The sequence below is a fragment of the Enterobacter sp. 342 genome (genome assembly GCF_036663495.1).
Classification (GTDB): Bacteria; Pseudomonadota; Gammaproteobacteria; order Enterobacterales; family Enterobacteriaceae; genus Enterobacter.
In genome coordinates this window covers 22,835-47,885 of sequence record NZ_JAWUEI010000028.1, presented here as the reverse complement: position 1 = coordinate 47,885, position 25,051 = coordinate 22,835, and the positions used below count along the sequence as shown (strand labels likewise).

General features: G+C 58.3%; 21 protein-coding genes. 14 read left to right on the top strand and 7 right to left on the bottom strand.

What is annotated here, in order from left to right:
* Positions 1-3: 3 nt before the first annotated feature.
* Positions 4-591 (bottom strand): transcriptional regulator BetI, encoded by a 588-nt coding sequence (betI, locus tag V6E55_RS19300; protein ID WP_316943671.1) that lies wholly within the window; start codon positions 589-591, stop codon positions 4-6.
* 128 nt (positions 592-719) lie between these two features.
* Here betI and betT point away from each other — a divergent pair, with 128 nt between their 5' ends.
* The 5 genes from betT to V6E55_RS19275 all read left to right on the top strand — a co-directional run bounded on the left by betT (position 720) and on the right by V6E55_RS19275 (position 6,315).
* Positions 720-2,753 carry a choline BCCT transporter BetT gene (betT, locus tag V6E55_RS19295; RefSeq protein ID WP_028019524.1) on the top strand — a complete coding sequence of 678 codons (2,034 nt, stop codon included), beginning with the start codon at positions 720-722 and terminating at the stop codon, positions 2,751-2,753.
* Positions 2,754-2,904: 151 nt separating this feature from the next.
* The gene (locus V6E55_RS19290; protein WP_272910385.1) at positions 2,905-3,816 is read left to right on the top strand and encodes a metal ABC transporter substrate-binding protein; all 912 of its coding nucleotides are present in this window, start codon (positions 2,905-2,907) and stop codon (positions 3,814-3,816) included.
* A 2-nt stretch (positions 3,817-3,818) separates the two neighbouring features.
* Positions 3,819-4,625: an iron/manganese ABC transporter ATP-binding protein SitB gene (sitB, locus tag V6E55_RS19285; protein WP_129996497.1), complete on the top strand. Its 807-nt coding sequence runs from the start codon at positions 3,819-3,821 to the stop codon at positions 4,623-4,625.
* The gene (gene sitC, locus V6E55_RS19280; protein WP_129996496.1) at positions 4,622-5,479 is read left to right on the top strand and encodes an iron/manganese ABC transporter permease subunit SitC; all 858 of its coding nucleotides are present in this window, start codon (positions 4,622-4,624) and stop codon (positions 5,477-5,479) included. The genes sitB and sitC overlap by 4 nt, the downstream gene beginning before the upstream one ends.
* Complete coding sequence (locus tag V6E55_RS19275; RefSeq protein WP_236920053.1) at positions 5,476-6,315, top strand: metal ABC transporter permease; 840 nt, start codon at positions 5,476-5,478, stop codon at positions 6,313-6,315. Before sitC ends, V6E55_RS19275 begins: the two co-directional genes overlap by 4 nt.
* On the opposite strand, the gene entD is transcribed toward V6E55_RS19275, so the two are convergent.
* Both entD and V6E55_RS19265 read right to left on the bottom strand, forming a co-directional pair.
* On the bottom strand, positions 6,269-6,943 hold the full coding sequence (gene entD / locus V6E55_RS19270; RefSeq protein WP_236920052.1) for an enterobactin synthase subunit EntD: 675 nt from the start codon (positions 6,941-6,943) through the stop codon (positions 6,269-6,271). The genes V6E55_RS19275 and entD overlap by 47 nt on opposite strands.
* A gap of 85 nt (positions 6,944-7,028) precedes the next feature.
* Positions 7,029-9,269 (bottom strand): TonB-dependent siderophore receptor, encoded by a 2,241-nt coding sequence (locus V6E55_RS19265; protein ID WP_236920051.1) that lies wholly within the window; start codon positions 9,267-9,269, stop codon positions 7,029-7,031.
* 16 nt (positions 9,270-9,285) lie between these two features.
* Between V6E55_RS19265 and fes the strand changes: the two genes are divergently transcribed.
* From fes to entF, 3 genes are read left to right on the top strand one after another with little or no spacing between them, the layout of a single operon-like run.
* Positions 9,286-10,638 carry an enterochelin esterase gene (gene fes / locus V6E55_RS19260; protein ID WP_316943652.1) on the top strand — a complete coding sequence of 451 codons (1,353 nt, stop codon included), beginning with the start codon at positions 9,286-9,288 and terminating at the stop codon, positions 10,636-10,638.
* Entirely contained in the window at positions 10,625-10,837 is a 213-nt protein-coding gene (locus V6E55_RS19255; protein WP_236920049.1) for an MbtH family protein, read from the top strand. The genes fes and V6E55_RS19255 overlap by 14 nt, the downstream gene beginning before the upstream one ends.
* Positions 10,834-14,691 (top strand): enterobactin non-ribosomal peptide synthetase EntF, encoded by a 3,858-nt coding sequence (entF, locus tag V6E55_RS19250; RefSeq protein ID WP_236920048.1) that lies wholly within the window; start codon positions 10,834-10,836, stop codon positions 14,689-14,691. The genes V6E55_RS19255 and entF overlap by 4 nt, the downstream gene beginning before the upstream one ends.
* Before the next feature lie 82 nt (positions 14,692-14,773).
* On the opposite strand, the gene fepC is transcribed toward entF, so the two are convergent.
* From fepC to fepD, 3 genes are read right to left on the bottom strand one after another with little or no spacing between them, the layout of a single operon-like run.
* The gene (gene fepC, locus V6E55_RS19245; RefSeq protein WP_236920047.1) at positions 14,774-15,568 is read right to left on the bottom strand and encodes an iron-enterobactin ABC transporter ATP-binding protein; all 795 of its coding nucleotides are present in this window, start codon (positions 15,566-15,568) and stop codon (positions 14,774-14,776) included.
* Positions 15,565-16,557 carry an iron-enterobactin ABC transporter permease gene (gene fepG / locus V6E55_RS19240; protein WP_236920046.1) on the bottom strand — a complete coding sequence of 331 codons (993 nt, stop codon included), beginning with the start codon at positions 16,555-16,557 and terminating at the stop codon, positions 15,565-15,567. Before fepG ends, fepC begins: the two co-directional genes overlap by 4 nt.
* Entirely contained in the window at positions 16,554-17,558 is a 1,005-nt protein-coding gene (fepD, locus tag V6E55_RS19235) for a Fe(3+)-siderophore ABC transporter permease (RefSeq protein WP_236920045.1), read from the bottom strand. The genes fepG and fepD overlap by 4 nt, the downstream gene beginning before the upstream one ends.
* Before the next feature lie 108 nt (positions 17,559-17,666).
* On the opposite strand from fepD, the gene entS reads away from it, so the two are divergent.
* Positions 17,667-18,914 carry an enterobactin transporter EntS gene (entS, locus tag V6E55_RS19230; protein ID WP_236920044.1) on the top strand — a complete coding sequence of 416 codons (1,248 nt, stop codon included), beginning with the start codon at positions 17,667-17,669 and terminating at the stop codon, positions 18,912-18,914.
* A 46-nt stretch (positions 18,915-18,960) separates the two neighbouring features.
* On the opposite strand, the gene fepB is transcribed toward entS, so the two are convergent.
* Positions 18,961-19,920 carry a Fe2+-enterobactin ABC transporter substrate-binding protein gene (gene fepB / locus V6E55_RS19225; protein WP_236920043.1) on the bottom strand — a complete coding sequence of 320 codons (960 nt, stop codon included), beginning with the start codon at positions 19,918-19,920 and terminating at the stop codon, positions 18,961-18,963.
* A 186-nt stretch (positions 19,921-20,106) separates the two neighbouring features.
* Between fepB and entC the strand changes: the two genes are divergently transcribed.
* From entC to entH, 5 genes are read left to right on the top strand one after another with little or no spacing between them, the layout of a single operon-like run.
* The gene (gene entC, locus V6E55_RS19220; RefSeq protein ID WP_236920042.1) at positions 20,107-21,282 is read left to right on the top strand and encodes an isochorismate synthase EntC; all 1,176 of its coding nucleotides are present in this window, start codon (positions 20,107-20,109) and stop codon (positions 21,280-21,282) included.
* A 12-nt stretch (positions 21,283-21,294) separates the two neighbouring features.
* A complete protein-coding gene (entE, locus tag V6E55_RS19215; protein WP_236920055.1) occupies positions 21,295-22,902 on the top strand; it encodes a (2,3-dihydroxybenzoyl)adenylate synthase EntE in 1,608 nt (535 codons plus the stop codon).
* A 10-nt stretch (positions 22,903-22,912) separates the two neighbouring features.
* A complete protein-coding gene (locus V6E55_RS19210; RefSeq protein ID WP_236920041.1) occupies positions 22,913-23,767 on the top strand; it encodes an isochorismatase in 855 nt (284 codons plus the stop codon).
* Positions 23,767-24,522, top strand: a complete 756-nt coding sequence (gene entA / locus V6E55_RS19205) for a 2,3-dihydro-2,3-dihydroxybenzoate dehydrogenase EntA (RefSeq protein WP_129996483.1) — start codon at positions 23,767-23,769, stop codon at positions 24,520-24,522. The genes V6E55_RS19210 and entA overlap by 1 nt, the downstream gene beginning before the upstream one ends.
* Positions 24,522-24,935: a proofreading thioesterase EntH gene (gene entH / locus V6E55_RS19200; protein WP_114978062.1), complete on the top strand. Its 414-nt coding sequence runs from the start codon at positions 24,522-24,524 to the stop codon at positions 24,933-24,935. The genes entA and entH overlap by 1 nt, the downstream gene beginning before the upstream one ends.
* Positions 24,936-25,051 lie beyond the last annotated feature (116 nt).

Here is a 25,051-nt window from a genome sequence, read left to right as displayed (position 1 = left end):
CGGTTATTCGGTCGGTAAATGCTGGCTGATAAAGTGGCTGGTGAGCGATTGCGCCAGGGCCTTATCCAGTGGTTTGCCACTCAGCGCGGCGCGCAGCCACAGCCCGTCGATCAGCGCCGCCAGCCCGTAGCCCGCCTCCTGGGCCTGCTCGCGCGGCAGTTCACGGCGGAACTCGTACACCAGGTTTGAGAGCAGACGGCGGCTACTCACCTGCTGCAGGCGGTAGAGCATCGGCTGATGCATGCTGCTCGCCCAGAAGGCCAGCCAGGCCTTCATTGCTGCGCTGCTGGTCTGGGTTTCATCAAAATTGCCGCCGACAATGGCCTGCAATCGCTGCTCCGCGCTGCCGTCCGGCAGAGCGTGCAAACGGTTTAAAACCGCGTCGCGAAGCTGGCCGGTGATGTCGCGTATGGTCGCTTCCAGCAGACCATTTTTATCTTTGAAATAGTGACTGATGATCCCCGTGGATACACCCGCCCGACGGGCGATCTGCGCGATGGTCGCATCGTGCATTCCCACTTCATTTATTGCTTCCAGCGTGGCGTTAATCAGTTGCCTGCGCCGGATCGGCTGCATCCCCACTTTGGGCATTTTTGCCACTCCATTCATCAGCATTGGTTATACATTAAAGCGGTTTTTGATTGGACGTTCAATATAAAATGTGTCTTAATTGTTGCGGATTTGGATTTTAATAGTTACAAAAACAGTGAGGATACTGGATGACAGACCTTTCACAAGACAGAGAAAAAGACAAAATCAACCCGGTCGTTTTTTATACTTCCGCCGGGCTGATTTTGTTGTTTTCCCTGATGACGATCTTCTTTAGCGGTTTTTCTGCCGAGTGGATTGGGCGCACCCTTAACTGGGTGTCGAAGACCTTCGGTTGGTACTACTTACTGGCGGCGACGCTCTATATTGTCTTTGTCGTCTGCATTGCCTGCTCGCGCTTCGGTTCGGTGAAGCTTGGGCCAGAGCAGTCAAAGCCCGAGTTCAGCCTGCTTAGCTGGGCCGCAATGCTGTTTGCCGCAGGCATTGGCATCGACCTGATGTTCTTCTCCGTGGCGGAACCGGTCACGCAATATATGCAGCCGCCGGAAGGGGCAGGGCAGACGATGGAGGCCGCGCGTCAGGCGATGGTCTGGACGCTGTTCCACTACGGCTTAACTGGCTGGTCGATGTACGCCCTGATGGGGATGGCGCTCGGATACTTTAGCTATCGTTATAATTTGCCCCTCACCATCCGCTCTGCGCTGTACCCAATTTTCGGGAAAAAGATAAACGGGCCGATTGGTCACAGCGTGGATATTGCGGCGGTGATTGGCACCATCTTTGGTATCGCGACGACGCTCGGGATCGGTGTGGTGCAACTCAACTACGGCCTGAGCGTGCTGTTTGATATTCCGGATTCGATGGCAGCTAAGGCGGCGTTGATTGCGCTGTCGGTGATTATCGCCACCATTTCGGTGACGTCGGGCGTAGATAAAGGCATTCGCGTGTTGTCCGAACTGAACGTCGCGCTGGCGCTGGGCCTGATCCTGTTCGTGCTGTTTATGGGGGATACGTCGTTCCTGCTCAATGCGTTAGTGCTTAACGTCGGCGACTACGTGAACCGTTTTATGGGGATGACCCTGAACAGTTTCGCCTTTGATCGCCCGGTAGAATGGATGAACAACTGGACGCTGTTCTTCTGGGCGTGGTGGGTGGCGTGGTCGCCGTTTGTCGGCCTGTTCCTCGCGCGCATTTCGCGTGGCCGCACCATCCGCCAGTTTGTGATGGGCACGCTGATTATCCCGTTCACCTTTACTCTGTTGTGGCTGTCGATTTTCGGCAACAGCGCGCTGCACGAAATTATCCACGGTAATGCGACCTTCGCGCAGGAAGCGATGGCGCACCCGGAGCGCGGCTTCTATAGCCTGCTGGCGCAATACCCGGCGTTTACCTTTAGTGCCTCCGTGGCGACCATTACCGGCTTGCTGTTTTACGTCACCTCGGCGGATTCCGGCGCGCTGGTGCTGGGCAACTTCACCTCGAAGCTGAAAGACATCAACAGCGATGCACCAAACTGGCTGCGCATCTTCTGGTCGGTCGCCATTGGTTTGTTGACTCTGGGCATGCTGATGACCAACGGGATTTCCGCTCTGCAGAACACTACGGTGATCATGGGCCTGCCGTTCAGCTTTGTGATCTTCTTTGTGATGGCCGGGTTGTATAAATCCCTCAAGGTGGAAGATTACCGCCGCGAAAGTGCCAGCCGCGACACCGCGCCGCGCCCGATGGGCGCACAGGACAGACTGAGCTGGAAGAAACGCCTGTCGCGCCTGATGAACTACCCGGGCACGCGCTACACTAAACAGATGATGGAGACGGTCTGCTTCCCGGCAATGGAAGAGGTGGCCCAGGAGCTGAAGCTGCGTGGTGCCTACGTGGAGCTGAAAAACCTGCCGCCGGAAGAGGGCGAGACGCTGGGGCATCTGAATCTGCTGGTGCATATGGGCGACGAGCAGAACTTTGTCTATCAGATCTGGCCGCAGCAGTACTCGGTGCCCGGGTTTACCTACCGGGCGCGCAGCGGGAAATCGACCTACTACCGGCTGGAAACTTTCCTGCTGGAAGGCAGCCAGGGGAATGATTTGATGGATTACAGCAAGGAGCAGGTGATCACGGACATTCTCGACCAGTATGAACGGCACCTGAACTTTATCCATCTGCACCGGGAAGCGCCGGGGAATAGCGTGATGTTCCCGGATGTTTAATTGATGGCAAACCCCTGTCGTTAGCCATCAGGCACTCCCTTTATCGATACAACTTTAATGATAATCGTTTTCATTTAAAAATAGCCTGTGCTATATCTTATAGCACGGGCTAATTTTGTTTTGAATTTAATCACCTCAGGAGACTTCTGCGATGCACCCATGGCAAGGATTAAAGCGTTTGTTGCTTGGCGCGCTGCTGATGACCGCGGCCACTACCGGCGCGCTGGCGGCTGAAAAGTTCCAGGTCATTACTACCTTTACCGTTATTGCTGATATGGCGAAAAACGTGGCGGGAGACGCCGCAGAAGTGACATCGATTACCAAACCGGGCGCTGAAATCCATGAGTATCAGCCCACTCCGGGTGATATCAAGCGCGCGCAGAAGGCGCAGTTGATTCTGGCGAACGGCATGAATCTGGAACTCTGGTTTCAGCGCTTTTATCAGCACCTGAACGGTGTGCCGGAAGTGATTGTCACCAAAGGCATTACACCGATGGGGATCGGCGAAGGGCCGTATAACGGCAAGCCCAACCCGCACGCGTGGATGTCGCCGGACAACGCGCTGATTTACGTCGATAACATCCGCGACGCGCTGGTGAAGTACGATCCGGCCAACGCACAGAGGTACCAGCGCAACGCCGAAGCTTACAAGCAGAAGATCACCGCTACCCTCGAACCGTTGCGTAAGCAGGTTGCGGAGATCCCGCAAGAGAAGCGCTGGATGGTGACCAGCGAAGGGGCCTTCTCCTATCTGGCACGGGATCTGGGTATGAAGGAGCTTTACCTGTGGCCGATCAATGCCGATCAACAGGGCACGCCGCAGCAGGTACGCAAGGTTATCGATCTGGTGAAAAAGCATCACATTCCGGTGGTGTTTAGCGAAAGCACAGTCTCCGATAAGCCCGCGCGTCAGGTGGCGCGGGAAACCGACACCCACTACGGCGGCGTGCTGTACGTTGACTCCCTGAGCGCGGAAAACGGCCCGGTGCCTACTTATATTGATTTGCTGAACGTCACGACCCACACGCTGGTGCAGGGCATCCGTGATGGCATGAAGGAGTAACCATGCACGAGGGGATTGTTGTCACAGACGTGACCGTGACCTACCGCAACGGCCACACGGCGCTACGCGACGCATCGTTCAGCGTGCCGGGCGGATCGATTGCCGCGCTGGTAGGCGTGAACGGTTCCGGCAAGTCCACGCTGTTTAAGGCGGTGATGGGGTTTGTGCGGGCGGCAAGCGGGACTATCACCATACAGGGGTTGCCGCCCCACCGGGCGCTGCGTCAGAACCTGGTCGCCTACGTACCGCAGTCGGAAGAGGTTGACTGGTCATTTCCGGTGCTGGTTGAAGACGTGGTGATGATGGGCCGCTACGGGCATATGGGGTTTCTGCGTCGACCCAAAGCGCACGATCGGCAGATCGTGACTGATGCGCTGAAGCGCGTGGATATGCTTGAGCTGCGCCATCGACAGATTGGCGAGCTCTCTGGTGGTCAAAAGAAACGCGTGTTTCTGGCGCGGGCGATTGCGCAGCAGGGCGAGGTGATCCTGCTCGATGAGCCGTTTACCGGTGTGGACGTCAAAACCGAAGCCAGAATCATCAGCCTGCTACGCGAGTTGCGCGACGAAGGCAAAACGATGCTGGTGTCGACCCATAACCTGGGATCGGTCACGGAGTTTTGTGATTATACGGTGATGGTGAAAGGCACCGTGCTGGCGAGCGGCCCGACGGAAACCACCTTTACTGCCGAGAACCTTGAGCGTGCCTTCAGCGGCGTGCTGCGCCACGTGGTGCTCAGCGGCACGGAAGAGCGCATTATTACCGATGACGAGCGGCCCTTCGTCACGCACCGCCAGGAGGCAAAATGAACGCGCTTTTCGAACCCTTCGGCTATGAGTACATGCTCAACGCGATGTGGGTCTCGGCGATGGTGGGTGGGCTGTGCGCGTTTCTCTCCTGCTATCTGATGCTTAAAGGCTGGTCGCTGATCGGCGATGCGCTGTCGCACTCCATCGTGCCTGGCGTGGCGGGGGCGTATATGCTCGGGCTGCCGTTCTCGCTGGGGGCGTTCCTGTCGGGAGGGTTGGCGGCGGGCAGCATGCTGTTTCTCAACCAGCGTAGCCGCCTGAAAGAGGACGCCATCATCGGGCTGATCTTCTCCTCCTTTTTCGGGCTTGGGCTATTTATGGTCTCGCTCAACCCGACCTCGGTGAATATTCAAACCATCGTGCTCGGCAATATTCTGGCTATCGCCCCGGAGGATATCGTCCAGCTGGCGATTATTGGCGTAGTGTCGATGATTATCCTGCTGTTCAAATGGAAAGATCTGATGGTGACCTTTTTTGATGAGAACCACGCCCGCGCCATCGGTCTGCGCCCTGAACGTCTGAAAATCCTCTTCTTCACCCTGCTGGCGGTCTCCACCGTGGCGGCGCTGCAAACTGTTGGTGCGTTTCTGGTGATCTGTCTGGTGGTTACGCCCGGCGCGACCGCGTGGCTGCTCACCGATCGCTTCCCGCGTCTGCTGATAATTGCCGTCGCCATTGGCAGCATCACCAGCTTCCTTGGCGCATGGGCCAGCTATTACCTGGACGGTGCGACCGGCGGCATTATCGTGGTCGCCCAGACGCTGCTGTTCCTGCTGGCGTTCGTCTTTGCGCCGAAGCACGGGCTGCTCGCCAACCGCCGTCGCGCGCGTCACGCGCAGGAGGCACACCCATGATGGTACTGCTCCTCGAACCGTTCCAGTTTGCGTTTATGAATAATGCACTGTTGATTTCACTTCTGGTGGCCGTGCCCTGCGCACTGCTGTCCGTTTTTCTGGTGCTGAAAGGCTGGGCACTGATGGGCGATGCCATGAGCCACGCGGTGTTTCCCGGCGTCGTGCTGGCATGGATGATGGGCCTGCCGCTGGCGCTGGGCGCATTCGTTGCCGGGCTGTTCTGCGCGGTCGCCACCGGATACCTGAAGGACAACAGCCGCATCAAGCAGGATACGGTTATGGGGATCGTCTTTTCCGGCATGTTCGGCGCCGGATTGATCCTCTATATCGCCGTCAAACCCGAGGTGCATCTCGACCACATTCTGTTCGGCGATATGCTGGGCATCAACAGCATGGATATCCTGCAAAGCGGTATCGTTGCCGGGGTGATTGCACTGGTGATTGGCCTGAAGTGGCGCGACTTTTTGCTGTACTGCTTTGATTATCAGCAAGCGCAGGCGAGCGGTCTGCGCACCCGCTGGCTGCACTACGGGTTATTGTGCATGGTCTCGCTGACCATCGTGGCGACGCTGAAGGCGGTGGGGATTATTCTGTCGATTTCGCTGCTGATTGCGCCCGGCGCGGTTGCGGTACTGATCACCCGGCGCTTCCACATGGCGCTGCTGGTGGCGGTCGCCATTTCAGCACTGGTGTCCGTAAGCGGCATTTATGCGTCGTTTTATCTCGACAGCGCGCCTGCGCCGACCATTGTGGTGCTGTTCGCTGTGGTATTTATCGTGACGTTTGGGGTTACCAGCGTGAAGGCCCGTCGACGGGAGAACGTGACAGCAGGGTGATCACCTGATCACCCTGCCGCTGCCAGTGAAGGATGAAAGCGGTGCCTTCGCCATACCCCGCAATCGGCCGGGTCAGCGCCAGCGTGAGCGTCTTCGCGTCGAACAACGTTACGCGCGCGCTGTCAAACCCCATATAACTCTGCACCTGCGGGAAGAGAGCTTTGAACAGGCTCTCTTTGGCGCTAAAAGCCAGCGTCAGGGCGAGGGTGAACGGAGATCCCGCACTCAAAAGCACAGGTTCTTCCTGCACATCAATGATGCCGTCTTTAATCTCCCTGGCTTCGTTTTCGGGCAGGATTGTTTCGCAATCAATGCCGATAAGGGCACGTTGTTCGCGTGTGACAACCGCCATCGCCTGCGTGCCGCTGTGGGTGATGCTCCCTGAAACCCCGTCCGGCCAAAGTGGTTCGCCGCTGGGGCCGATGCCGGGAACAGTGTCGTCAGGCAAGGCATGCGCGGCGGCGATGCGGCCGGCAAGATGTTCGGCTTTGCGTTTGCGCCCGGCGTGTAAAAGCTCAGTGTGGTGGGGGAGCCAGAGGAGATCGGCGTCGGTGAGGGTGGCTGGGTCGAAGGTGACGTGGTGGACGGTGTGACCGGCGAGAATGAACGTGGCGTGGGTTGTGTGCATTGTTGCCCCTCTATCAACACATTGTGCGGCCTGATGCCCTCGCCTCGACCCTCTCCCAAAGGGAGAGGGGGAGTTACTGCCTGTATCAGAAACGCGTATTCACGCTTATGTACCAGGTGCGACCCGGCTCATTATACGTGTATGCCCCTGCACCGTACATATACGCGCCGGTGGTGGCATTCCCGGTGGTCTGAGCATTACCTGCGCGCCACTGACGTTTATCGAAGACGTTATCCACGCCGCCGGTCAGGCTGACATTTTTGGTCATGTCCCAGGTCGCGCTCAGGCCAACGATGCTGTAAGGGCTGACTTCGTCTTTCTCTGATCCGGTTACCGGCTGGCCTTTGTAATTGTACTTCTTCGGCTGCTGCTTGCCGTACCAGGTGAAGGTCGACTGGAGTGATACATCCTGATGCACCTGCCAGCTCAGGGTTGAGTTCAGCGTGTACTCCGGGATGATCGACAGACGGTCGCCGGTCTCTTTGTTCTTGCTTTGTAGCATGTAAGTGATGTTATTGGTCCAGTTGATCGTGTCGCTGACCGGCACGTTCAGGGAGCCTTCCAGACCTTCAACTACCGCTTTTGGTACGTTTTCCCACTGGTAGATATCCGTCTGCACTTTACCGGAAGAGGTGTGGCCAATTGGCGTGTAACCCGCTTCAATCTTGTCGCGATAATCGTTACGGAACCAGGTCACGCCCGCCAGCCAGCCGTCGCGTTTCCACTCCAGACCAATTTCTTTGTTGATGCTGGTTTCCGCTTTCAGGTCGTCGTTACCCATCATGTAGCAACCGACGCCATCAGAGCTGGCATAACACCCCTGGCCTTTGCTGTACAGCAGGTAGTTTGGGTTGGTCTGGTACAGGCTTGGTGCTTTATAGGCGCGGGCAATCCCCATCTTCAGTGTGAAGTCATTGCCCAGACCTTGCGACAGGTTTAGGGATGGGCTCCAGTTATTGCCGACGATGGTGTGGTGATCGAAGCGCAGGGCCGGGGTCAGCATGGTGCTGTCGGTCAGTTCCATGTTGTTCTCGGCGAACAGCGAGAAGATCTCTGCGGAGGTATACGGGCTGCGATCGTTACTCATCCCCGGGACGGTCCCGCCCTGCAGGGTTTGCGTGAAGGAGGTAGAGTCCTTCATGCGCTGCTGGTTCCACTCGGTACCTAAGGTCAGGTTCTGGTTGACGAGGAAATCAATCGGCAGGTTGATCTCGCTGTGCAGCATCACATCGGCCAGGTCGGTGTCGGTGAATTTATCGCTGTTGAACAGACCTTCAGTGCCCCCGGCCAGCCCTTCACCCAGACGCGAGTTACGGGTGTGCTCGTACTGCGCCCAGTTGCTGGTGGTGATGCCGTTATCCCAGCCGCCGTTCCAGGTCACGGCAAAGTTCTGGCGATAGATACGGTTGGTCTCTTTACCGTAGTTCTTCTTCACCAGCGCATTGTCGTTGTTGGTGTTCTGCGTGTCGCCCGCGTAGAGGTTGTTCTGGCGGCTATAGCCCGCCTCAAACTCCAGAGACTGCATTGGCGCGAAGTCCCAGCGGACCACCCCGTTGATGTCTTTGTTTTCAACCCCTTCGCGGCCTGCTGGCAGGGTATTGGCATAGATGCCGGTACGGTCAGACTGATGGCCCTGGTTAATGTCCCATGCGTCGGCCTGGGTTTTGTCGAGGTTACCGTACATGCGGAAGCTGAAATCGCCGCCCAGCGGTCCGCTCAGGCTGAAGTTGGTGCGTTTGGTGGACCCTTCATCCTTGTGTTCAGGCGCATTCAGATAGGTGTTCCAGGAGCCATGCCACTGGTCGTCGAACTTTTTGGTGATGATGTTTACCACACCGCCCGCCGCACCGTTGCCGTAGCGCGCGGCAGCTGGTCCACGGATCACCTCGATGCGTTCGATCATCTCCGGTGGCACCCAGCCGGTATCACCGCGCGTATCACGCTCGCCGCGCCAGCCCAGACGAATGGAGTTACGGCTGGTCACCGGTTTGCCGTCAATCAGGATCAGGGTGTTTTCCGGGCCCATGCCACGGATGTCGATCTGACGATTATTCCCGCGCTGGCCGCTGGTGGAGTTCCCGGTCAGGTTAACGCCCGGCATGGTACGGATGATTTCAGCCACGTCGCGTGCGGGCGGGTTTTTACGGATTTCATCGGCGGTAATGGTCGATACACCCGGTGCCTGCAAATTCTGCTCGGCGGCGGTGATCACCATCGTGTCTTCGTGCTGTGCAGAGGCGGTATTGTCGTCTGCCATGGCTGGCAGCGCGACGCCATAAATCCCTAAATTGACCAGCAAGGCCAGAGAGTGAATCTTCTTATTCATTGGATGTCCCGCTTTTATGGTTACTTATGAACGCGCTTCCCACAGCGCGGGCATTACGCTATTGCAAATGCAAATGGTTATCAATAATATTATCAATAAAATTTGTCCTGAAACAAAAAAGACTGTTAAACATGAGGTTAGAAGGGTGACGGTGTTAACAACGGGAAGTGAAGCGTGGTGGCAGTCGAAAAAGGGACCTGAATGGGTACGTGAAAAGGGAAACTATCGCGTTACGTTCTGGTGGCGTGATCCGAAAGGTACGCAAAATACATCGACGGTAAAACGCGTCTGGCTCTACATCACCGGCATAACCGACCACCATCAAAATGCTCGCCCGCAATCCCTCGAACGCATTCCCGATACTGATGTCTGGCAGTGGCAGGGGGAGTTCAGCCCTGAGTGGCGGGGGAGCTACTGTTTTATCCCTTCTGATAACGAACACGATTTTGCCGATGCGGTGTTTGAAAATGCACATCCGGATCGTCTGGCGTTACGTGAAGGCTGGCGCAAGCTGTTGCCGCACGCGGTTTCCGACCCGCTGAATCCGCAGAGCTGGCGCGGCGGTCGCGGTCATGCCGTCTCGGCGCTGGAAATGCCGGACGCGCCCGTTCAGCCCGGCTGGGATCATCCCGATACGCCGTATCAGCCGCCAGTCTGCATTGAGTGGAACAGCACACGTCTGGACAACCGCCGCCGCGTGTGGATTTTTACCACCGGGGATGACAGCCCAGAGCGCCCACTGGCGATATTGCTCGACGGTCAGTTCTGGGCCGAAAGCATGCCGGTGTGGTCTGCGCTGACGTCGCTCACCACCGGGCACAAACTGCCGCCTGCGGTCTACGTATTGATCGACGTGATTGATATTGAGCACCGTAGCCGCGAACTGCCCTGTAACCCCGATTTCTGGCTGGCGGTGCAGGAAGAACTTCTCCCTCTTGTAAAAAAACACGCGCCATTTAGTGACCGCGCCGACCGTACTGTGGTGGCGGGACAAAGCTTTGGCGGGCTCTCTTCACTTTATGCCGGACTCAACTGGCCGCAGCGCTTTGGCTGCATTCTCAGCCAGTCTGGATCTTACTGGTGGCCGCATCGCGGTGCGCAGCAGGACGGGTGCCTCATTGAACAGCTCAGAGCGGGTGAGCTAACCGCGAGAGGGCTGCGTATCGTCCTTGAGGCCGGGCGCAACGAGCCGCTGATTTTCAATGCCAATCAGGCGATTTACGCCGAACTACACGCGCAGCAGCCGATTTTCTGGAGTCAGGTTGACGGCGGACACGATGCGCTTTGCTGGCGCGGTGGACTGACGCAGGGGCTGATGACCCTCTGGCAGCCGCTTATTCACTCACGGAGTCTGTATGGAATTCAGTAATCCTTTCGATAATCCGCAAGGACAGTTTGCCGTTTTGCTTAACGAACAGGGGCAATACAGCCTGTGGCCGCAGCAGTGCGCACTGCCCGCTGGCTGGTGTGTGGTATGTGAGGCGCAGTCGCAGGAAGCGTGCCAGCAGTGGCTGGACGAACACTGGCAAACGTTAGAACCGTCTCATTATGCGGGGGAGAACGCATGAAACGTCTTCCTCTCGTCGCCGCCCAGCCGGGGATCTGGATGGCGGAACAGCTGTCCACGTTGCCAAACGCCTGGAGCGTAGCCCACTACACTGAACTGAAAGGTGATATTGACGCGCCGCTGCTGGCAAAAGCCATAGTCGCTGGGATGATGCAGGCCGATACCCTGCGCACGCGCTTTGCCGAAGATAACGGCGAGGTGTGGCAGTGGGTGGATGAGTCCATGATGTTGCCGGAACCCACCGTCATTCGCGTCGGCTCACACGATGACGCTGTGGCGCTGATGACAGCCGATCTCAACCAGAACCTGCGCGTAGACAGCGGCCAGCCGCTGGCGTTTCACCAGCTGATTCAGGTAGCTGAAGGCCACTGGTACTGGTATCAGCGTTATCACCACCTGGTGGTGGATGGCTTCAGTTTCCCGGCTATTACCCGGCAGATCGCCGCAATTTATCGCGCATGGAAGAAGGGGGAGCCCACACCGGATTCTCCTTTCACGCCGTTCGCGGAGGTGGTGGAAGAGTATCAGCGCTATCGCGACAGCGAGGCGTATCAGCGTGATGGCGCTTTCTGGGCTGAACAGCTGAAAGCGCTTCCTTCCCCCGTTTCACTCTCTTCCACACCGCTCCCCGGGCGTGCAGCAACCACCGACATTCTGCGTCTGAACATGACCGCTGACAGCCGTGCTTTTAGCCAACTGGCGCACGCGTCAGGGCAGGTGCAGCGTACCGATCTGGCGCTGGCACTGGTGGCTCTGTGGCTTGGGCGTCTGACGGGACGGCTGGATTACGCCGCCGGGTTTATCTTTATGCGTCGCATGGGTTCCGCCGCGCTGACCGCCACCGGACCGGTACTCAACGTCCTGCCGCTGGCGGTCAATATCGATCCGCAGGAGAGCCTGCCAGAGCTGGCATTGCGCCTGGCGAATCAGTTGAAAAAAATGCGCCGCCATCAGCGTTACGACGCCGAGCAAATTGTGCGCGACAGCGGTCGTGCCGCAGGCGACGAAGCGCTGTTTGGCCCGGTACTGAACGTCAAAGTTTTCGATTATCAGCTGGATATTGACGGTGTGGAAGCTATCACTCATACGCTGGCCACCGGGCCGGTGAACGATCTGGAGCTGGCACTCTTCCCGGACGAGCAGGGTGGGTTGAGCATTGAGATCCTCGCTAATAAACAGCGCTACGATGAAGCGACACTTACCCGTCACGCGGCGCGCCTGAACGCGATGCTGACGCAGTTTGCCGCCAATCCGGACCTGCGCTGTAGCGAAGTGGAAACCGTTTCGGAGCAGGAGTACGCCCAACTGGCGCGCATCAACGAAACCGGGCTGGCGCTACCGTCCACCACGCTGGCGGATCTGGTGGCGGAGCAGGCAAGCAAGACGCCGGACGCCCCTGCACTGGCGGACGCGCATATTGAACTGAGCTATCGCCAGATGCGTGAGCAGGTTGTCGCGCTGGCAACGTTACTGCGCGAACGTGGCGTGAAGCCGGGCGACAGCGTGGCGGTGGCCTTACCACGTTCGGTGTTTTTGACGCTGGCGCTGCACGGCATTGTGGAAGCGGGTGCTGCCTGGCTACCACTGGATACCGGTTACCCGGACGATCGTCTGCGGATGATGCTGGAGGATGCGAAGCCATCGCTGCTTATCACCACCAACGAGCAGCTTCCGCGCTTTAGCGATCTGCCGATAACTGCGTTTAGTTACAACACACTATTACCGGCTGCGGAGGTTGAACCGCTGCGCCTGGCGAAGCCGGAGCAGACGGCGTACATCATCTTTACCTCTGGCTCCACTGGCCGCCCGAAAGGGGTGATGGTTGGACATACTGCCATCGTAAACCGCCTGAAGTGGATGCAGGATCACTACCCGCTGGACGCCAGCGACGTGGTGGCACAGAAAACGCCGTGCAGCTTTGATGTCTCGGTGTGGGAATTCTGGTGGCCGTTTATTGCCGGGGCGAAACTGGTAATGGCCGAGCCGGAAGCACACCGTGATCCGCAGGCGATGCAGACCTTCTTCGCGCAACACGGTGTGACCACCACCCACTTTGTACCGTCGATGCTGGCGGCATTTGTCGCCTCGCTGACGCCGGAGAACGTCGACTGTTGTCAGTCGCTTAAGCAGGTATTCTGCAGCGGTGAAGCTCTGCCTGCGGCGCTGTGCCGGGAATGGGAGCAACTGACCCATGCGCCGCTACATAACCTCTACGGCCCGACTGAAGCGGCTGTGGATGTCAGCTGGTATCCGGCGTATGGCCCTGAACTGGCGGCGGTGGACGGCAACAGCGTGCCAATTGGCTTCCCGGTGTGGAACACGGGGCTGCGCATTCTGGATGCGATGATGCGCCCGGTGCCGTTTGGGGTGGCAGGCGATCTCTATCTCACCGGTATTCAGCTGGCGCAGGGGTATCTGGGTCGTCCTGATCTGACCGCCAGCCGCTTTATCGCTGACCCGTTCGCGCCGGGTGAACGTATGTACCGCACCGGTGACGTCGCCCGCTGGCTGGATAACGGCGCGGTGGAGTATTTAGGCCGCAGCGATGATCAGCTGAAAATTCGCGGGCAGCGTATTGAGCTGGGTGAAATTGACCGGGCGATGCTCTCGCTGCCGGACGTGGCTCAGGCTGTGGCGCACGCCTGTGTGTTCAACCAGGCGGCGGCAACGGGTGGGGATGCCCGTCAGCTGGTGGGGTACGTTGTCTCCGAATCCGGTTTGCCGCTGGATCGCGATGCCTTGCTGGAATCGCTTAAAACGCAGCTTCCGCCGCATATGGTGCCGGTGGTGCTTCTGCAAATCAGTGCGCTGCCGTTAAGTGCGAACGGCAAGCTTGACCGCAAGGCGCTGCCGCTGCCAGAGCTCACCAGTAAAACTTCCAGCCGCGCGCCGGAGACGGGCACCGAAGTCACTGTCTCGCAGGCGTTTTCTGCGCTACTGGGTTGCGAGGCGAATGATATCGAAGCCGATTTCTTCGCCCTCGGAGGACACTCGCTGCTGGCGATGCGCCTGGCGGCGCAGCTAAGCCGCGCATTCGACCGCAAGGTGACGCCGGGGCAGATTATGGTTGCGTCGACGGTGAGCAAGCTTAGCGTGCTGCTGGATTCACAGATGAGTGACGAGCAGGCGCAGCGTCTGGGGTATGAAACCCTTCTGCCGCTGCGTGAAAGCGATGGCCCGACGCTGTTCTGTTTCCACCCCGCGTCCGGCTTTGCCTGGCAGTTCAGCGTGCTGGCGCGCTATCTTAGCCCGCGCTGGTCGATAACGGGCATTCAGTCCCCGCGTCCGGACGGGCCGATGCAGCAGTGCGCCGATCTGGATGGTGTGATCGAGCATCACCTGACGACGCTGCGGGCCCAGCAGCCGCAGGGGCCGTATTATCTGTTCGGCTATTCACTCGGCGGTACGCTGGCTCAGGGCATTGCCGCCCGTCTCCGCAATCAGGGTGAAGAGGTGGCGTTCCTCGGCCTGCTGGATACATGGCCGCCGGAAACGCAAAACTGGGTGGAAAAAGAGGCCAACGGCCTCGACCCGGAAGTGTTGGCGGAAATTGAGCGCGAGCGTCAGGCGTTTATCGCCGCGCAGCAGGGGCAGGGTTCAAGTGAGCTGTTTAATGCCATTGAAGGCAACTACGCCGATGCCGTGCGGCTGTTAACAACGGCGTACAGTTCACGCTTTGACGGCAAAGCGACGCTGTTTGTTGCCGAGCGCACCAGAACGCTGGATCCGCAGGTGGCCTGGGCACCGTGGGTAGCTGAACTGGAGGTGCATAACCAGGATTGCGCCCACGTGGATATCATTTCACCGCAGGCGTTTGAGAAGATAGGGCCGCTTTTGAAGGATATATTGGGGTAGTGAAACTGCCCGGTGGCGCTGCGCTTACCGGGCCTACGGAAGCAGAGCGTAGGCCGGGTAAGGCGAAGCCGCCACCCGGCAATTATCGCCGACCTAACGGCACCACCAGCGGCGTTCCCGCCACCGGATCGTCAATAATCATGCAGCGCATACCGTAGATCTGCTCGATCAGCTCCGGTGTCACAATCTCTCCTGGTGCGCCCTGCGCCACAATTTCGCCATCCCGCAGCGCAATCAGATGCGTGGCGTAGCGGCAGGCCTGATTCAAATCGTGCAGCACCGCCGCCAGGGTATACCCCTGCGTGCGGTTGAGATCGCTCAGCAATTCCAGCAAATCAATCTGATGGCTGATGTCCAGCCAGGTTGTCGGCTCATCCAGCAGCATGATGGACGTTTCCTGTGCCAGTACCATCGCGATCCACGTGCGCTGGCGCTGCCCACCGGAGAGGGTATCCACACTTTGCCGGGCGAGATCGGTAATGCCTGTCGCCTGCATCGCGCGGGTCACCGCCTCGTCATCCTCTTTACGCCAGCGGGTAAACAGTGGTTGATGCGGGTAGCGTCCGCGAGAGACCAGCTCCTGCACCGTGATATCGCCCGGCGTAGTAGCGTTTTGCGCCAGCAGCCCGATGCGCTTGGCCACTTCTTTGCTGGCGAAGTGCTGGATGTGTTCGCCGTCGAGGTACACGCTGCCTTCAACTGGCGTCATCAAACGGCTGAGGGTACGCAACAGGGTCGATTTTCCGCAGCCGTTCGGGCCGATAATCGCCGTAAAGTGGCCGTCCGGAATGGCAACGGTTAAGTCACGGGCAATGATTTTTTTGCCGTAACCCAGGGTTAAGTTGTCGCCGCGCAAGCGGGAAGCTAAGTCAGTCATTTCTTGCGTGACTCCTGAACTAACAAGACGATGAGGTAAATCCCGCCGAGGCTGACGGTCACGACACCCACAGGAAGTTGATAAGGCATAAACAACTGTTGGGCGCAGAGATCGGCGGCCAGCAATAACAATGCACCACACAGCGCCGCCTGGGTTAAGCCCCAGCGCGCAGTGCCGCTAAGACGCCGGGCAATATGCGGTGCCACCAGGGCGATAAAGGAGATTGGCCCGGCAATCGCCGTCGCCGCTGCGGTCAGCAAGACAGCGACCAGCATCAGCATCAGGCGCGAACGTTCAACACTCACACCCAGCGCACAGGCACTGTCATCGCCCATCTCCAGCAGGCGCATGCGGCGCACCAGCAGCAGAGCACCGATAAACATCAATATAATCAGCGGCGCTGCAGGCCACGTTTTGCCCCATGTCAGGCCATTCAGGGAGCCGGCGTACCACAGTCCCGCAGACAGCGCGGTTTCCAGTGACGCCTGCAACAACAGCCAGGTATTAAACGCCATCAGCATTGCGCGCACGCCGATGCCGATGATGATCAGACGAAAGGTATCGATACCGTTACGCCAGGCAAGCGCCCAGATAATCAGCGAGGTCAGAATGCCGCCGGCCATTGCGGTAAAGGTAATGGCCGTCAGATGCTGACCAAACAACACCATTGCCACCAGCACGCCGCTCCAGGCACCGGTATTGAGGCCCATCACGTCCGGGCTGCCGAGCGGGTTGCGCATCAGTGACTGGAAAATCGCGCCGCTAATACCGAGTGCAGCACCCACCAGAATGGCCATCGCCACGCGTGGCAGGCGCCATTCCGTTACTACCAGCGTGACATTGCGCGGTGCGCTGCCAGTTAGCGCATCAAAGACCTGGCTGAAATCAAGCAATATCGCACCGCTACGCAGGCTCCAGACTGACAGTATCAGAATGGTGATAACCAGCAGGAAAAGGCAGGTTACTAAACGACGGGATGGGGCCATCATGCGCCACCTCCACGTTTACGTCGCACCAGGAAGATCAGCACTGGCGCGCCGATAAAGGCGCTGACTACTGAGACGCGCAGCTCGCCGGGTACCAGCAAACGTCCCAGGATATCGGCAAACAGCAGCAGGGCAGGCGTTGCAAGAAGCGTGACCGGCAGTGACCAGCGGTGATCTGCCCCCACCAGCCAGCGTGCCATATGCGGCATCATCAGGCCGATAAAGGCGATCGGGCCAACTACCGCCGTTGCACTGCCGCACAGGACGGTAATGGCAAGAAGACCAATAAGTTGGGTACGTGCAACCCGGTTACCAAGCGCAGTGGCGGTATCGCTGCCCAGACTCAGGCTATTCAGCGCCCGGCTTAAAAACAGCGCGACGGCGGCAGCGATGATCACCGGGAGCACCACCACCTTTAAGGTTTCCAGCGTACGGATATCCAGCGAACCGGCCTGCCAGAAGCGCAACTGGTCGTAAACGTCCGGGTTGAGCAGGGCGATGCCGTTGGATAACCCTTCCAGCACCGCGGCGAGCGCGACACCCGCAAGGGTCAGACGTACCGGGCTGAGTTGCCCGCCGCCCTGGCTGCCGGTAAAGGCCACGACCAGCGAGGCCACCAGTGCGCCGCAAAAGGCCATCACCAGCTGTTCAGACGCTGACGTTAACCCGAACATGGCCGCGCCGAGCACAATGGCAAAACTTGCGCCGCTGTTAACGCCCAGAATACCAGGGTCGGCCAGCGGGTTACGGGTGAGGGTTTGCATCAGAGCACCCGCGAGGCCCAGCGCGCCACCGGCCAGGAGCCCGGCAAGGGTACGGGGAAGGCGGGCATCGAGCACGATGGTGCAGTCGGCGCTTTGGCAGATACCGGAAAGCGCGTCGACAATAACGGATGCGGGTAGCGGTTTCGCGCCAACCAGCAGGCTGAGTGCAATCGCAAGGATCAACAGCAGCAATAAAACGGGCACGACAATGGCGCGCACCGAAGAAGAGGAAAACGACATAGCAACATCCATGATTTGATAATGATAGTGATTATCGTTATCTATCTTATTTGGCTATGTTAGCATGTGCACCCATTGAATGGGTAGAATTACACTCAAGGCTTTGTCATGAATCAAAAATCCTGGCTGCTCAACCTCAGCCTGCTTAAAACACACCCGGCATATCGGGCAGTTTTTATCGCCCGCTTTATCTCCATTTTATCTCTCGGCCTGCTCGGCGTTGCCGTGCCGGTACAGATCCAGACCATGACACACTCCAGCTGGCTGGTGGGGTTATCCGTTACCTTAACGGGCGGGGCGATGTTTGTTGGCCTGATGGTGGGAGGTGTACTGGCAGACCGCTACGAGCGTAAAAAACTGATCCTGCTGGCGCGAGGTACCTGCGGCGTGGGGTTTATTGGCTTGTGTCTGAACGCCATGCTGCCGGAGCCGTCGCTTGTGGCAATTTACACCCTCGGGTTGTGGGACGGCTTTTTTGCTTCGCTAGGGGTAACGGCACTGCTGGCTGCCACCCCCGCGCTGGTGGGGCGCGAAAACCTGATGCAGGCGGGAGCCATTACCATGCTGACCGTGCGTCTGGGTTCGGTGATTTCGCCGATGGTTGGCGGTCTGCTGCTGGCGACCGGCAACGTGGCGTGGAACTATGGCCTGGCGGCGGCGGGAACCTTCATCACCACGCTGACGTTGCTGCGCCTGCCGCTGCTGCCACCTCCGCCGCAGCCGCGCGAACATCCACTGAAATCTCTGATGGCCGCTATTCGTTTCCTGTTCAGCAACCCGCTGATTGGCGGGATTGCGCTGCTCGGTGGCCTGCTGACGATGGCCAGCGCCGTGCGCGTGCTGTACCCGGCACTGGCGGGAGAGTGGCAGATGAGCGCCTCGGAGATTGGCATTCTCTACGCCGCCATTCCGCTTGGTGCGGCGTGTGGCGCGCTGACCAGTGGTAATCTGGCACAGAGTGTACGCCCGGGGCTGATTATGCTGCTTGCCACACTGGCCTCGTTTATCGCCATTGGTTTCTTCAGCCTGATGCCGGTGTGGGCGTTGGGCGTGATTTGTCTGGTGCTCTTCGGCTGGTTGAGTGCTATCAGTTCGCTGCTGCAATATACCCTGATTCAGACCCAGACACCGGAAGGAATGCTGGGGCGAATTAATGGCCTGTGGACGGCACAGAACGTAACGGGGGATGCAATTGGTGCGGCGATCCTTGGTGGGCTGGGGGCAATGATGACCCCGGTGGCGTCGGCTAGCAGCAGCGGGTTTGTGTTAGCGATTGTGGGGGTGATTCTGTTAATGGTGCTGGTGGAGTTGCGGCGGTTCAGGCAGGAGGTTGTTCTGAACGACGGTGCGGCGTGATGCCCTCACCCCAGCCCTCTCCCACAGGGAGAGGGAGGGTTAATGCCTACTTAAACATTGTATTCAGTCTGTCTAAAACCAACATCGCACTGTAATAATCCAGGCGGAACGTCTCTGTGCCCAGTGCCCAGACGCGTTTGTTCTCCACCGCAGGCAGATGCGCCAGCAGCGGATTGGCGTAAATCGCGTCGACATCTTTCTGGTCACCGGCAAACACAAACAACCCTTCGCCGTTCAGCCCCGTTGCCAGGTTTTCGCCGCCCAACTGGATGATGTCGTGGCGTTTACCCTGGCTTTTTGATGTGTGCAATCCGGTGGGCAATTCCGCCAGCGTAAAGCCAAGCTGGTGCAGCAGCTTGCCCTGCGCGGATTCAGCGGTCCAGAGGTTGGCGCTGTGTGCGGCGGCAGTGTAGACGATGGCATTCACTGGCTGTGGTGGCCGTTTCATCTGCTGTTTCACCTGGGTGAGCTGTTTATCGAAGGCCGCGATGCGCTCTGCGGCCTGCATTTCCTGCCCGGTGATGGTGCCCAACTGCGTCAGCAGTTCCTGCCAGCTTTTATCGTCGTAATTGATCACCAGCGTCGGGGCAATGGCGGAGAGCTGGTCGTAGAGCGCCAGCGCAGAATCCCCGCCGGTGGCGCTGATCAAAATCAGATCCGGCATTTGCGCGGCAACCGCTTCGGCGCTGGGTTCCCCAATGTAAAGACGCGCAACGTTGCGCTGTTTCGCGATATCTCCCCACTGACGTAAAAAGCCCTGTGCATCCGCCACGCGGTTGTTGGGCGTGGTGGCGCCACTGGCAACCACCGGTGCGTCAATCGCCAGCAGGGAACCCGTTAACGTCACGCTGGTGGAGACAATACGCGCCGGTTTGCTCTCCAGGGTATGCACGCCACGACTGTCGGTGACCTGGCGCGGCCAGTCTGCGGCGGTGGCTGAGGTTAGTCCTAAAACAAAAAGTCCTGTTAAAAAAAGGGCATTGCGGCAAACGGCAGGGAATTTCACTGAGCGGCATCCTGTTTTTGTTGAAGATAATGCTTCTCATTTTCATGGTTGTAAGAAAGGGATGCAAGCGTTTGTCGCACAAGTATTTACCCGATGGTTGACAGCGGAGCGCTGTGGGATTAGGTTAGCCGACGAAAACATAAATGATAATCATTATTGCTTCTTTTATCATTTCAGGAGGATGATATGGATACGTCCCTGGCTGAGGAAGTTCAGCACACCGCGACCACGCTGCCATCAGACAGCTTTTTCTTTATGTCGCCTTACCGCAGTTTTACCACGTCCGGCTGTTTTGCCCGCTTCTCTGAACCTGCCGTCGGTGGTGATGACCTGACTGGCCACTTCCAGCAAAAATTAGCGCAGGCCTTCCGGGATGCAAAAGCCAGCGGTATCGCGCATCCGGTGATGGTAGGGGCTATTCCGTTCGATACCCGCAAACGGTCGTCACTGTTTATTCCACAACGCTGGCAGACATTTTCCCGTCCTGCACGTCAGCAATCTGCTCGCTATTTTTCCGGCTCGCAGGCGCTGAAGGTGGAGCAACGCATCGAAATTCCCCCGCAGCCTGTTTTTGAAGAGATGGTCGCCCGCGCCGCCGCACTTACTGCCACGCCTCAGGTGAACAAAGTGGTGCTATCGCGCCTGATTGATATCGCGACCGACAAGCCTCTGGATAGCGGTGCTCTGATGGAGCGTCTTATCGCCCAGAACCCGGCCAGTTTTAACTTCCATGTGCCGCTGGAAGAGGGGGGCGTGCTGCTGGGAGCAAGTCCGGAACTGCTGTTACGAAAAGAGGGGGCTCATTTTAGCTCGCTCCCGCTGGCAGGCTCTGCGCGTCGTCAGCCCGATGATGTGCTTGACCGCGAGGCGGGCAATAAATTGCTGGCTTCTGAGAAGGACCGCCACGAGCACGACCTGGTAACCCAGGCGATGAAATCTACTCTGGCGCCGCGCAGCCACCATCTCAGCATGCCTGATTCTCCGCAGCTGATCACGACACCCACGCTGTGGCATCTGGCGACGCCGGTGGAAGGTAACGCGCGAGAAAACGAAAACGCCCTGAGCCTGGCCTGCCTGTTGCACCCGACCCCTGCGCTGAGCGGGTTCCCGCATCAGGCGGCAAAAGAACTGATTGCCGAACTGGAGCCGTTTGATCGTGAACTGTTCGGCGGCATTGTCGGCTGGTGCGACAGCGAAGGTAACGGTGAGTGGGTGGTGACCATCCGCTGCGCGCGTCTGCATGAGAAGTCTGTTCGCCTGTTTGCCGGGGCGGGCATTGTGCCTGCCTCCTCCCCGGTGGGTGAGTGGCGCGAAACCGGTGTGAAGCTCTCCACCATGCTCAACGTTTTTGGTTTGCACTAAGGAATACTCATGATCATTCCCTTTACCCGCTGGCCCGAGGAATTTGCCCGGCGCTACCGTGAAAAAGGCTACTGGCATGATCTGCCCCTGACCCATATTTTGACGGATCATGCGGATAGCGACGCGGTGGCGATCATCGACGGCGAGCGTCGCATAAGTTACCGCGCGTTTAATCAGGCGGTGAACAATCTGGCGTCGGCTTTACAGGCACAGGGACTGCATCGCGGCGAAACGGCACTGGTTCAACTCGGTAACGTGGCCGAATTCTACATCACCTTTTTTGCGCTGCTGCAAATCGGCGTGGCCCCGGTCAACGCACTCTTTAGCCATCAGCGCAGTGAGTTGAATGCCTATGCCACGCAAATTAAACCCGCTGTACTGATCGCCGATCGCGACCATGCGCTTTTTACGGGCGATGCGTTCCTCAATACCTTTACTGATGAACACCGCTCAGTGCGCGTCGTGCTGCTGCGTGGCGATAAAGGGGAACATGCGCTGGAAACGGCGATTGCACGTCCCGCGGACAATTTTATTGCGAACCCGACACCCGCTGATGAAGTGGCCTTCTTCCAGCTCTCCGGCGGCAGCACCGGCACGCCGAAGCTGATCCCGCGCACGCACAACGATTACGACTACAGCATCCGTCGTAGCAACGAGATCTGCGGCATTACCGCTGAAACCCGTTACCTGAACGCGCTGCCTGCGGCACATAACTACGCCATGAGTTCGCCGGGATCATTAGGCGTCTTCACGGCAGGTGGCTGTGTGGTGCTGGCGAATGATCCGAGCGCTACGCTGTGCTTCCCGCTGATTGAACAGCATCAGATTACTGTCACCTCGCTGGTGCCACCCGCGGTCAGTCTCTGGCTACAGGCGATTGCCGAAGGAACCGGAAACACTCAACTGAAATCACTCACGCTGTTGCAGGTGGGGGGCGCTCGGTTGTCCGCTACGCTCGCTGCGCGTATTCCGGCTGAGATTGGTTGCCAGCTTCAGCAGGTGTTTGGCATGGCAGAAGGGCTGGTGAACTACACCGCTCTCGACGATTCCCCGGAACGCATCATCAACACTCAGGGCCGTCCAATGTGTCCGGACGACGAAGTGTGGGTGGCTGATGAGCACGGTAATCCGCTGCCGCGCGGCGAAGTCGGACGTTTGATGACCCGCGGGCCGTACACTTTCCGCGGCTACTTCAACAGCCCGGAACACAATGCCAGCGCCTTTGATGCCAACGGTTTTTACTGTTCCGGTGATCTGATCGCCATTGACGATCAGGGCTATATCACCGTGCAGGGGCGTGAGAAAGATCAGATCAACCGCGGTGGGGAGAAGATCGCCGCCGAAGAGATCGAAAACCTGCTGCTGCGCCACGAGGCGGTGATCCACGCCGCGCTGGTGAGCATGGAGGACAGCCTGCTTGGCGAAAAGAGCTGTGCGTATCTGGTGGTGAAACAGCCATTACGTGCAGTCGAAGTGCGTCGCTTCCTGCGCGAGCAGGGCGTCGCAGAATTCAAACTACCGGACCGCGTGGAGAGCGTTGATGCGCTCCCGCTAACGCCTGTCGGTAAAGTCGATAAAAAACAGTTGCGCCTGTGGCTTGCTGAACGCGCCCGGGGCTGAGGAACAGAGTATGGCTATCCCAAAATTAACCGCCTATGCGCTACCAACCGCCGCAGAGTTGCCGACCAGTAAAGTGAACTGGGTGTTTGAACCAGAGCGTGCCGCACTGTTGATCCACGATATGCAGGAGTACTTCCTGAACTTCTGGGGTGAAAACAGCGCGATGATGCAGCAGGTGGTAGCGAATATCGCGCAACTTCGCGCGTACTGCAAAGAACATAACATTCCGGTGTATTACACCGCTCAGCCAAAAGAGCAGAGCGATGAAGACCGCGCCCTGTTGAACGACATGTGGGGGCCCGGGCTGACCCGTTCACCGGAGCAGCAGCGTATTGTGGCTGAGCTGGCGCCAGACGAAGCGGACACGGTGCTGGTGAAATGGCGTTACAGCGCCTTCCACCGTTCGCCGCTGGAGCAGATGCTGAAAGAGACGGGGCGTAATCAACTGCTGATCACCGGCGTTTATGCTCACATTGGCTGCATGATCACTGCCACTGATGCGTTTATGCGCGATATCAAACCGTTCTTTATCGCCGATGCGCTGGCAGATTTCACCCGTGAAGAACACCTGATGTCCCTCAACTACGTAGCAGGGCGTTCCGGCCGCGTGCTTATGACTGACGAATTGCTGCCATCCATTCCGGCCTCCAAAGAGGCGCTGCGCGCAATGATTCTGCCGCTGCTGGACGAATCCGATGAACCGATGGATGACGAAAACCTGATCGACTATGGCCTGGATTCGGTGCGCATGATGGCGCTGGCTGCCCGCTGGCGTAAAGTGCACGGCGATATCGACTTCGTGATGCTGGCAAAAAATCCAACCATCGATGCCTGGTGGACGCTGCTTTCCCGCGAGGTGAAGTAATGGCAGGGTTCGATTTTAGCGGCAAAAGCGTCTGGGTGACGGGCGCAGGTAAGGGTATTGGTTATGCAACAGCACTGGCGTTTGTGGATGCCGGGGCTAAGGTCACGGGTTTCGACCTGGCCTTTCCACAGGGCGACTATCCGTTCGCCACTGAAACGCTGGATGTGGCGGACGCCGAACAGGTGGCCGATGTTTGCGGACGCATGCTCGCAACCCTCGACCGCCTTGACGTGCTGGTGAATGCCGCCGGTATTCTGCGCATGGGGGCAACGGATCAGCTCTCACAGGAGGAGTGGCAGCAGACCTTTGCGGTTAACGTCGGCGGGGCGTTTAACCTGTTTCAGCAGACGATGGGACAGTTCCGTCGCCAGCAGGGCGGGGCAATCGTCACCGTTGCCTCTGATGCGGCGCACACGCCACGCATCGGGATGAGTGCCTATGGTGCCTCGAAAGCCGCACTGAAAAGCCTGGCTCTGACCGTCGGACTGGAACTGGCGGGCAGCGGTGTGCGCTGTAACCTGGTGTCTCCGGGGTCAACCGATACCGATATGCAGCGCACGCTGTGGAAAAGCGACGATGCCGAGCAACAGCGCATACGTGGCTTCGGCGAGCAGTTTAAGCTCGGTATACCGCTCGGCAAAATTGCTCGTCCACAGGAGATTGCCAGCACGGTGCTGTTCCTGGCCTCCGATGCCGCCAGCCATATCACATTGCAGGATATTGTGGTGGACGGTGGCTCCACGCTGGGGGCGTAATGATCTGGAAACGTCATTTATCGCTTGAGGCATTGAATGCCACCAGCCTGAATAGCATGGTGGCGCATCTGGGTATCGTTTATACCCGCCTCGGTGACGACACGCTGGAAGCTGAAATGCCCGTTGATGCACGCACCCACCAGCCGTTTGGCTTGCTGCATGGGGGGGCCTCGGCAGCGCTGGCGGAAACACTGGGCTCCATGGCCGGTTATCTGATGACCCGTGACGGGCAAAACGTGGTGGGAACAGAGTTGAATGCAACGCATCACCGCGCAGTGGCACAAGGTAAGGTACGCGGCGTGTGTCAGCCGCTGCACCTGGGGCGCTCCAGCCAGAGCTGGGAGATTGTGGTGTTCGACGAGCAGGGAAGGCGCTGCTGTACCTGTCGGTTAAGTACGATGGTATTGGGCTAAGCCATTCAACTGATAGTGATCGGCTTAACACTGTGATGTAAATGTCTGGTTTGACCACACATAATTGCGTTTCAAAGTTGTTAAATTTTCGTCGTTGTTCTAGAAACAAAATGTAA

Coding starts and splice junctions, on each gene's coding strand:
- betI (WP_316943671.1), bottom strand. CDS start 591: ATGCCCAAAGTGGGGATGCAGCCGATCCGGCGCAGGCAACTGATTAAC.
- betT (WP_028019524.1), top strand. CDS start 720: ATGACAGACCTTTCACAAGACAGAGAAAAAGACAAAATCAACCCGGTC.
- V6E55_RS19290 (WP_272910385.1), top strand. CDS start 2,905: ATGCACCCATGGCAAGGATTAAAGCGTTTGTTGCTTGGCGCGCTGCTG.
- sitB (WP_129996497.1), top strand. CDS start 3,819: ATGCACGAGGGGATTGTTGTCACAGACGTGACCGTGACCTACCGCAAC.
- sitC (WP_129996496.1), top strand. CDS start 4,622: ATGAACGCGCTTTTCGAACCCTTCGGCTATGAGTACATGCTCAACGCG.
- V6E55_RS19275 (WP_236920053.1), top strand. CDS start 5,476: ATGATGGTACTGCTCCTCGAACCGTTCCAGTTTGCGTTTATGAATAAT.
- entD (WP_236920052.1), bottom strand. CDS start 6,943: ATGCACACAACCCACGCCACGTTCATTCTCGCCGGTCACACCGTCCAC.
- V6E55_RS19265 (WP_236920051.1), bottom strand. CDS start 9,269: ATGAATAAGAAGATTCACTCTCTGGCCTTGCTGGTCAATTTAGGGATT.
- fes (WP_316943652.1), top strand. CDS start 9,286: ATGGTTACTTATGAACGCGCTTCCCACAGCGCGGGCATTACGCTATTG.
- V6E55_RS19255 (WP_236920049.1), top strand. CDS start 10,625: ATGGAATTCAGTAATCCTTTCGATAATCCGCAAGGACAGTTTGCCGTT.
- entF (WP_236920048.1), top strand. CDS start 10,834: ATGAAACGTCTTCCTCTCGTCGCCGCCCAGCCGGGGATCTGGATGGCG.
- fepC (WP_236920047.1), bottom strand. CDS start 15,568: ATGACTGACTTAGCTTCCCGCTTGCGCGGCGACAACTTAACCCTGGGT.
- fepG (WP_236920046.1), bottom strand. CDS start 16,557: ATGATGGCCCCATCCCGTCGTTTAGTAACCTGCCTTTTCCTGCTGGTT.
- fepD (WP_236920045.1), bottom strand. CDS start 17,558: ATGTCGTTTTCCTCTTCTTCGGTGCGCGCCATTGTCGTGCCCGTTTTA.
- entS (WP_236920044.1), top strand. CDS start 17,667: ATGAATCAAAAATCCTGGCTGCTCAACCTCAGCCTGCTTAAAACACAC.
- entC (WP_236920042.1), top strand. CDS start 20,107: ATGGATACGTCCCTGGCTGAGGAAGTTCAGCACACCGCGACCACGCTG.
- V6E55_RS19210 (WP_236920041.1), top strand. CDS start 22,913: ATGGCTATCCCAAAATTAACCGCCTATGCGCTACCAACCGCCGCAGAG.
- entA (WP_129996483.1), top strand. CDS start 23,767: ATGGCAGGGTTCGATTTTAGCGGCAAAAGCGTCTGGGTGACGGGCGCA.
- entH (WP_114978062.1), top strand. CDS start 24,522: ATGATCTGGAAACGTCATTTATCGCTTGAGGCATTGAATGCCACCAGC.